The 6,732-nt window shown below is 64.8% G+C and carries 6 protein-coding genes; 2 read left to right on the top strand and 4 right to left on the bottom strand.

The window, feature by feature from the left end; genetic code table 11:
• On the bottom strand, nucleotides 1-539 hold a 539-nt coding region (locus BM244_RS14230), incomplete at its 3' end, for a dihydroxy-acid dehydratase domain-containing protein (protein ID WP_175518208.1).
• Between the two features lie 24 nt (nucleotides 540-563).
• Nucleotides 564-1,709 carry an aldose epimerase family protein gene (locus BM244_RS14225; protein WP_093399529.1) on the bottom strand — a complete coding sequence of 382 codons (1,146 nt, stop codon included), beginning with the start codon at nucleotides 1,707-1,709 and terminating at the stop codon, nucleotides 564-566.
• A 137-nt stretch (nucleotides 1,710-1,846) separates the two neighbouring features.
• Here BM244_RS14225 and BM244_RS14220 point away from each other — a divergent pair, with 137 nt between their 5' ends.
• Nucleotides 1,847-3,172 carry a sugar MFS transporter gene (locus BM244_RS14220; protein WP_093399528.1) on the top strand — a complete coding sequence of 442 codons (1,326 nt, stop codon included), beginning with the start codon at nucleotides 1,847-1,849 and terminating at the stop codon, nucleotides 3,170-3,172.
• A gap of 24 nt (nucleotides 3,173-3,196) precedes the next feature.
• On the opposite strand, the gene BM244_RS14215 is transcribed toward BM244_RS14220, so the two are convergent.
• Nucleotides 3,197-3,982 (bottom strand): FadR/GntR family transcriptional regulator, encoded by a 786-nt coding sequence (locus BM244_RS14215; protein ID WP_093399527.1) that lies wholly within the window; start codon nucleotides 3,980-3,982, stop codon nucleotides 3,197-3,199.
• Nucleotides 3,983-4,113: 131 nt separating this feature from the next.
• Between BM244_RS14215 and araD1 the strand changes: the two genes are divergently transcribed.
• Complete coding sequence (gene araD1, locus BM244_RS14210) at nucleotides 4,114-5,106, top strand: AraD1 family protein (RefSeq protein WP_093399526.1); 993 nt, start codon at nucleotides 4,114-4,116, stop codon at nucleotides 5,104-5,106.
• 68 nt (nucleotides 5,107-5,174) lie between these two features.
• Here araD1 and BM244_RS14205 read toward each other — a convergent pair whose 3' ends face one another.
• Entirely contained in the window at nucleotides 5,175-6,569 is a 1,395-nt protein-coding gene (locus BM244_RS14205) for a sensor histidine kinase (protein ID WP_093399525.1), read from the bottom strand.
• Between the last annotated feature and the right edge of the window lie 163 nt (nucleotides 6,570-6,732).

Here is a 6,732-nt window from a genome sequence, read left to right as displayed (position 1 = left end):
ATCGCGCCGGTCGCGAGCAGTTCGCGCGCCTTCCACACGATCGTCCCCGAACCGGTCCGCTCGCCCTTGTGCCAGCCGTTGAGCATCGGGCCGACTGACAACGCGATCGCCGGAATGTTCACGGTCGCCGCCGCCATGAGGCACGCCGGCGTCGTCTTATCGCAGCCGATCGTCAGCACGACACCGTCGAGCGGGTACCCGTAGAGAACCTCGACCAGCGCGAGATAAGCGAGGTTGCGGTCGAGCCCGGCGGTCGGGCGCTTGCCGGTCTCCTGGATCGGATGGACCGGGAATTCGAGGGCGATGCCGCCGGCTTCACGGATTCCTTCGCGCAGGCGTTCGGCGAGCACGAGGTGGTGGCGGTTGCACGGGCTCAGGTCGCTGCCGGTTTGCGCGATACCGATGATCGGCTTGCCCGAACGCAGTTCCTCAAGGGACAGTCCGAAGTTCAGGTAACGCTCCAGATAGAGCGCGGTCATGTCGATATTCTCGGGATTATCGAACCACGCGCGCGAGCGAAGTTTGGGCATATCGGTCATTAGGAGCTTTCTGGAGATCGGATATCAGCGGGCGACGGACAGGCGGTAGATCATCGCGTGATGATACGGCTTGCCGGGATCGACCCGTGCGGAGACAAAGTTCGGCTTGTTCGGCGCATCCGGGAACTTCTGCGGTTCCAGCGCGATGCCGTCGCCCATCCGGTACAGATAGCCTTTCTTGCCGATGAACGTCCCATCAAGGAAATTGCCCGTATAAAATTGCACGCCGGGCTCGGTCGTCAGCACTTCGAGCACGCGCCCCGAGGCAGGATCTTCCAATCGCGCAGCCAGTTCGGGCTTGGCGGTCAGCCCCTTGTCGAGCGCGAAATTATGGTCGTAGCCATGGCCGTAGCGGATCTGCTGGTCGCGACCATCGCGGATGCCCTCGCCGACGATGCGGCCGTTCCGGAAATCGAACACCGTGCCGGCGACGGGTTGCAGCGCGCCAGTCGGGATCAGCTTGTCGTCGACCGGCGTGATCGCCTTGGCAGGAATCGTCAGCCGGTGGCCGTATGCGCCCATTGCCGAGCCTTCGCCGCCGAGGTCGAAGATCGCGTGGTTGGTCATGTTGACGATCGTCGGCTTGTCGGTCTTCGCGTCGTAGGCGATGCCGAGGTTGCCAGCTTCGTCGAGCGTATAGGTGACGGTGACGTCGAGATTGCCGGGATAGCCCGAGTCGCCGTCGGGGCTGCGGTAGCCGAGCACGAGTGTCGCGGTCGGACCGTCTTTTACGGACACGATCTTCCACGCGACCTTGTCGAACCCTTTGCCACCGCCGTGCAGCGAATTGACCTTGTCGTTGAGTGGCAACTGGAAGGCCTTGCCGTCGAGCGTGAAACGGCCACCGGCAATCCGGTTTGCGAAACGGCCGACCGTCACGCCGAAGAAGTTGGGATGGTCGACATAGGAGGCAAGGTCGTCATAACCGAGCATGACGTCGGCGATCTTGCCAGTGCGGTCCGGGCCGAGCAGCGATTGCAGCGTCGCGCCGTAGGACAGGATACGCGCGGATACGCCGTGCGCATTGCTGAGCGTGACCGCTTCGATTGCGGTGCCGTCCTTGAGCGTACCGGCGGGCGTGCGCTTCGCCTCTGCCGCGTTGGCTGCGTGCGCCGAAAGCGCTGCCAGCAAGGTTGCCACGATGATCCCCGTTTTTCCGATTGCGCGCATTCCGGTTCCCGTCCCTAATCGTGCGACGCCGTTGACGCGCCTTGTATGGCTATATAGTCGGACAATATATTTCGGGGCAAGCCATGCGGGAAAAGACTGTCGTTCAGTCGCCGACACGGCACGGAGGATGAACGATTATGGCGATGCCGATACACACGCAAAAGCCCCTTGAAGCCGGAGTTGCGCATGCTGCGGGCGGGAGTCCGAGCTACCGTTCCGCGCTGACGCTGCTCGCCAGCCTCTTCTTCATGTGGGGCTTCATCACGGTCATCAACAACACGCTGTTGCCGCACCTGCGCAGCGTGTTCGATCTCAGCTACACGCAGACCACGCTGATCGAGAGCGTCTGGTTCATCGCCTATTTCTTCGCCTCTATCCCGTCCGCCAAGCTGATCGAGCGGGTCGGGTATCAGCGCGCGATGGTGTTCGGGCTCGGCCTGATGGCGGTCGGTGCGCTGATGATGGTGCCCGCCGCGCGATTGCCCTCCTACGGCGTAACGCTGATGGCTTTGTTCGTGATCGCGAGCGGCATTACCCTGCTACAGGTCGCGGCGAACCCGTATGTCGCGGTGGTCGGACCGCCAGAAACGGCGTCTTCGCGGCTAAATCTGGTGCAGGCGTTCAACTCGGCCGGTGCGACGCTCGCGCCTTTGTTCGGTGGGTACCTGATCCTCGGGCGGTCGACGTCGGGAACGGCCGCCGCAGGTTCGACCGCAGTGCTGACGCAGACCGAGCGGATTGCCGATGCGCAGTCTGTGGTGTTGCCGTATCTTATCGTGGCGGGCGTGCTGATCGTGCTCGCGGTGGTGATCGCACGCTTTCCGCTGCCGGCGATGGGGACTGCGACGCAGCGTTCGGCCAAGGCGGATCGCAAGGGGGTGTCACTATGGTCGCACCGCAACCTCGTGTTCGGCATTCCGGCAATATTCATTTATCTGATAGCCGAAATCGGCGTCGCCAACCTTTTCATCAATTTCGTCAGCCAACCCCAGATCGGCAACCTCACGCACGAACAGGCCTCGCACTATCTGTTCATCCTGTGGGGCGGGATGATGGTCGGCAGGCTGATCGGCAGCGTCGTGATGCGGACGATCCCCGCCGAGCGTGTATTGGCGTTCGCGAGCATCGGCGCCTGCGTGGTGATGCTGATTGCCACCTTCACGACGGGGCACGTCGCAATGTGGGCGCTTATTTCGGTCGGGCTGTTCCACTCGATCATGTTCCCGACGATCTTCACGCTCGGGATCAAGGGCCTCGGCCCACTCACCGAAGAAGGATCGGGGCTGTTGATCATGGCGATCGCAGGCGGCGCGCTGGTGATCGTGCAGGGGTGGCTGGCCGACACTTACGGGTTGCAGAATTCATTCCTGCTGACCGCGGCATGTGAACTATACGTGCTGTTCTATGCGATCTGGGGATCGAAGGTGACCGACCCGCTGCCCGATCCCATTACGGTACCGTGAACCGGTAATTGGCGATGGCAGCGATCAGCGCTCCATCGCCAGCTTGGTATCCTCCAGTGCGAGGTCCACCAGCGTCCGCATCGCTTCGCTGGCGCCCGTGGGGTCTCCGGCGGCGATCGCGTCATAGACAAGCATGTGATCCGGGATCGGATTGCGCGGGAGGGCACGGGCGCGCTGTTTGAACTGCGTCGTCCAGTTGACCGCCGCGCCGATGCTCGCACTCAGCACGATCAGTGCATCGTTACGCGTCGCGGTCAGTACGGCGTCGTGGAACTCGCGATCCGCTGCGCGACCGGCTTCTGTCGCAAGCGTGTGACGTCGCATTGCCGCCAGCGCATCCTTCATGATCTTCAGATCGGTCCGTTCGCGACGTTCGGCGGCGAGCGCAGCGGCGGCCGGCTCGACGATCGCGCGCAATTCGAACAGCCCGCGGACGAAGGCGATGTCGGGCTCGCCGGCGAATGCCCAGGCGAGCACGTCCGGATCCAGCAAGTTCCACCGGCTCCGCGGCAGCACGCGCGTTCCGGCCTTGGGGCGGCTTTCGACCAGTCCCTTGGCGGTTAATACCTGAACGGCCTCGCGGTATGCGCTACGCGACACGTCGAGCGCTTCGGAAAATGCGACCTCGCCCGACAATATATCGCCGGGCAGATATTCCCCAGCGAGGATCGCAGTACCGAGTTTATGCGCGATCGCGCCGTGTAGGCGTCGTCCGGTACCGCGGCGCGCCCGCGGCGTCACCTCGGCCGTCTCGTCCGAGCCGGTCGGCGCATCCGTCGCGAGCGGCAGAGCGTCGGCGAACGTCTTCATGCTAATTGCCCCCTGGAGCGTCATAATACTCGGATCAGCGTGGTGGAACGACAACCGTTGTCAAGTTTGAACGCAAAGTTTAAGTCCGAGTAATTGGTCGAGCACGGCCCGTCGTCCGAGGAGATACCGAGATGAGTATGCGTCTGTTGCAGCACCGTGCGGCGAACGGCGCGCGGTCGGTGATCGCGGCAACCCCAGAGGGCGCGGCGTTCGTGACGGGCGTCGATAATGTTCGGGCGCTGGCGTCGCGCGCGATCGCCGACGGCACCGGCCTGGCCGAAGCGGTCGAAGCCTATGGCACCAACGGCGCGGTGGACGTTGCCGCTGAACTGGCGGCGGGACGGCTGATCTCTCCGATCGACCACGCCGATCCCGCACACCTGATCATGACCGGGACCGGATTGACACATCTCGGGTCCGCGGAAGGTCGCGACAAGATGCACCGCGCCGCCGCGGCGGCGGAGACGCTGACCGATTCGATGCGCATGTTCCTCGACGGCGTCGCCGGCGGCAAGCCGGCGACGGGCGAAACCGGGCAGCAGCCCGAATGGTTCTACAAGGGCGACGGGTCGGGGCTTGTCGCCCCCGGCGGGGCATTGACCAGTCCTGCCTTCGCGCAGGACGGCGGCGAGGAACCCGAACTTGCTGGCATCTACCTGATCGGACCGGACGGCACACCTTTCCGGCTCGGCCTGTGCCTGGCGAACGAGTTCAGCGACCATGTGACCGAGCGGCACAATTACCTGTGGCTGGCGCATTCGAAACTGCGTCAGGCTGCACTGGGGCCGGAGTTGCTGACCGGTGCAATCCCGGACCATATCGAGGGGATGAGCCGGATCCACCGCGACGGCGCGCTGTTGTGGGAGAAGCCGTTCCTGTCGGGCGAAGCGAACATGTCGCACACGATCGCCAACCTGGAAGCGCATCATTTCAAATACGACCTGTTCCGCCGGCCGGGCGACGTCCATGTCCATTTCTTCGGGACGGCGACGCTGTCATTCAGCGAAGGGATCACGACGCAGGACGGCGACATGTTCGAGATCGAAGCAGCACCGTTCACGCTCCCGTTGCGCAACACCCTGGCGAAGGCCACGCCGTCGCGGGTCGTCGTCCGGGCGCTCTGACTGAAGCTGTCCGCTTGTTCCTGTAACTGAACGTGCGCGGCCGGATCGGATAGCGAGCGTGTACGAGGTCAGCGGCGCTGCGGCAGCGTCAATCGGACCAGAAGTCCGTTCAGTACGGGGGAACGGTGGAGCGTCACCGTACCCCCATTCAGTTCGGCGAGTTCGCGCGTGATCGACAGGCCGAAGCCATGCCCGTCGCCACGTTCGTCGAGACGACGGCCGGGTAGCACCGCCTGGGCCATCGCAGTGTCGTCGAGGCCGTCTCCGTCGTCGGCAATCTCCAGTGTGACGACGCCGTCGATCGAGGCGGCCGTAATCGAGAGCGCCGAGCGCGCGTGACGCCAGGCATTGTCGAGGAGGTTGCCGAGCATCTCGTCGAGGTCCTGCGGGTCGATCGCGACGGCAATATCATTCGGGATCGCGATATCGACCGCCATCGGACGATCGGCATGGATGCGCCTCAGCACCGCAACGAGATCGGCGACCGCCGAGGCGATCGGCGAACGGGTGCGAGCGCCGCCAGTCGCATCGGTGCGCGCGCGACCGAGGTGATGGCGAACACGACGGTCAATCTGGTCGACCATGTCCCGGACATCCGGGTCGGCGTTCGCCTCGGCAAGCTTGAGCGAAAGCGCGGCGAGGGGGGTCTTCAGGCCGTGCGCGAGATTGGCGACGTGCTGGCGGGCATGGGCGAGCCCGGCCGCGTTCTGGTCGATCAGGGCGTTGAGTTCGGTCACCAGCGGTTGCAGTTCTCCGGGCTGGTTATCAGGGACATGCCGCTCGGTGCCGGCACGTACGGCGGCAAGCGAAGTGCGGAGATCGCGGAGGGGACGCAGGCCGAAGCGGAGCTGCACCAGGGTCGCCACCGCCAGTCCGACGCCGAGCACGGCGAGCGAGCCGAGCAATGGAATCATCGCCTCGTGCAGGGGCTCCTCGACGATCCGGCGGGGGCCGATCGCTGTGATCGTCACCGTGCCGCGCGGTGTGGTGATGTCCATGGTCCGCGAATGGAGCCGCTCGCCGCTACGGTCGCGCGCTTCGCCAGGGCGGGGTTGATGGTCGTCGGGGCCGGGAGGATGCGGGCGTTCGGCATCGCCTGGTGGGGCGATTGCCGACGGCGGGGGAGCGATCGGGGTTGGCGTAGAGCCAGCAGCGGTTGGGGGTGTCCCGCTGTCGATGCGACCGGCGGGACCTTCGACCTGCCATGACCAGTCGGAGCCGGGTTCGCCGAACTCGGGCAGGTCGATCGCGCGCTTGCGGTCTAGCGTAGCATCGGGGCGGACTGCGCGCGCGAGCACTGCGACCTGCGCGTCGAGCCGCTCGTCGAGCCCGCGGGTGACGAATCGTTCGAGGACGTGACCAATCGTGACGCCGGCGAACACGAGCGCGATCCCGGTCGACAGCGCGGCGATCGCGAGCATTCGGCCGAAGAGGGAGCGTGGGATGAGGCGGAGGCGAGTCATTGCAGGCCTCGCGCTATGGCGTCGAGCGAACCGCCCACCAAACCCAACTCCGGCGAAGGCCGGGGCTCAGTTGGGAAGGCATTGATGATCAGGGGCTGCGGCTCGTTAGCTGCGTCCCCCAATTGGGCCCCGGCCTTCGCCGGGGTGGTGCTGTGGATTTGAT

Origin of the sequence: Sphingomonas sp. OK281, assembly GCF_900115295.1 — a bacterium.
GTDB lineage: Bacteria > Pseudomonadota > Alphaproteobacteria > Sphingomonadales > Sphingomonadaceae > Sphingomonas.
The sequence above is the reverse complement of the archived record's forward strand: the minus strand, read 5'-3'. Positions and strand labels throughout refer to the sequence as shown.

Coding starts and splice junctions, on each gene's coding strand:
- araD1 (WP_093399526.1), top strand. CDS start 4,114: ATGAGTATGCGTCTGTTGCAGCACCGTGCGGCGAACGGCGCGCGGTCG.
- BM244_RS14220 (WP_093399528.1), top strand. CDS start 1,847: ATGGCGATGCCGATACACACGCAAAAGCCCCTTGAAGCCGGAGTTGCG.
- BM244_RS14215 (WP_093399527.1), bottom strand. CDS start 3,982: ATGAAGACGTTCGCCGACGCTCTGCCGCTCGCGACGGATGCGCCGACC.
- BM244_RS14205 (WP_093399525.1), bottom strand. CDS start 6,569: ATGACTCGCCTCCGCCTCATCCCACGCTCCCTCTTCGGCCGAATGCTC.
- BM244_RS14225 (WP_093399529.1), bottom strand. CDS start 1,709: ATGCGCGCAATCGGAAAAACGGGGATCATCGTGGCAACCTTGCTGGCA.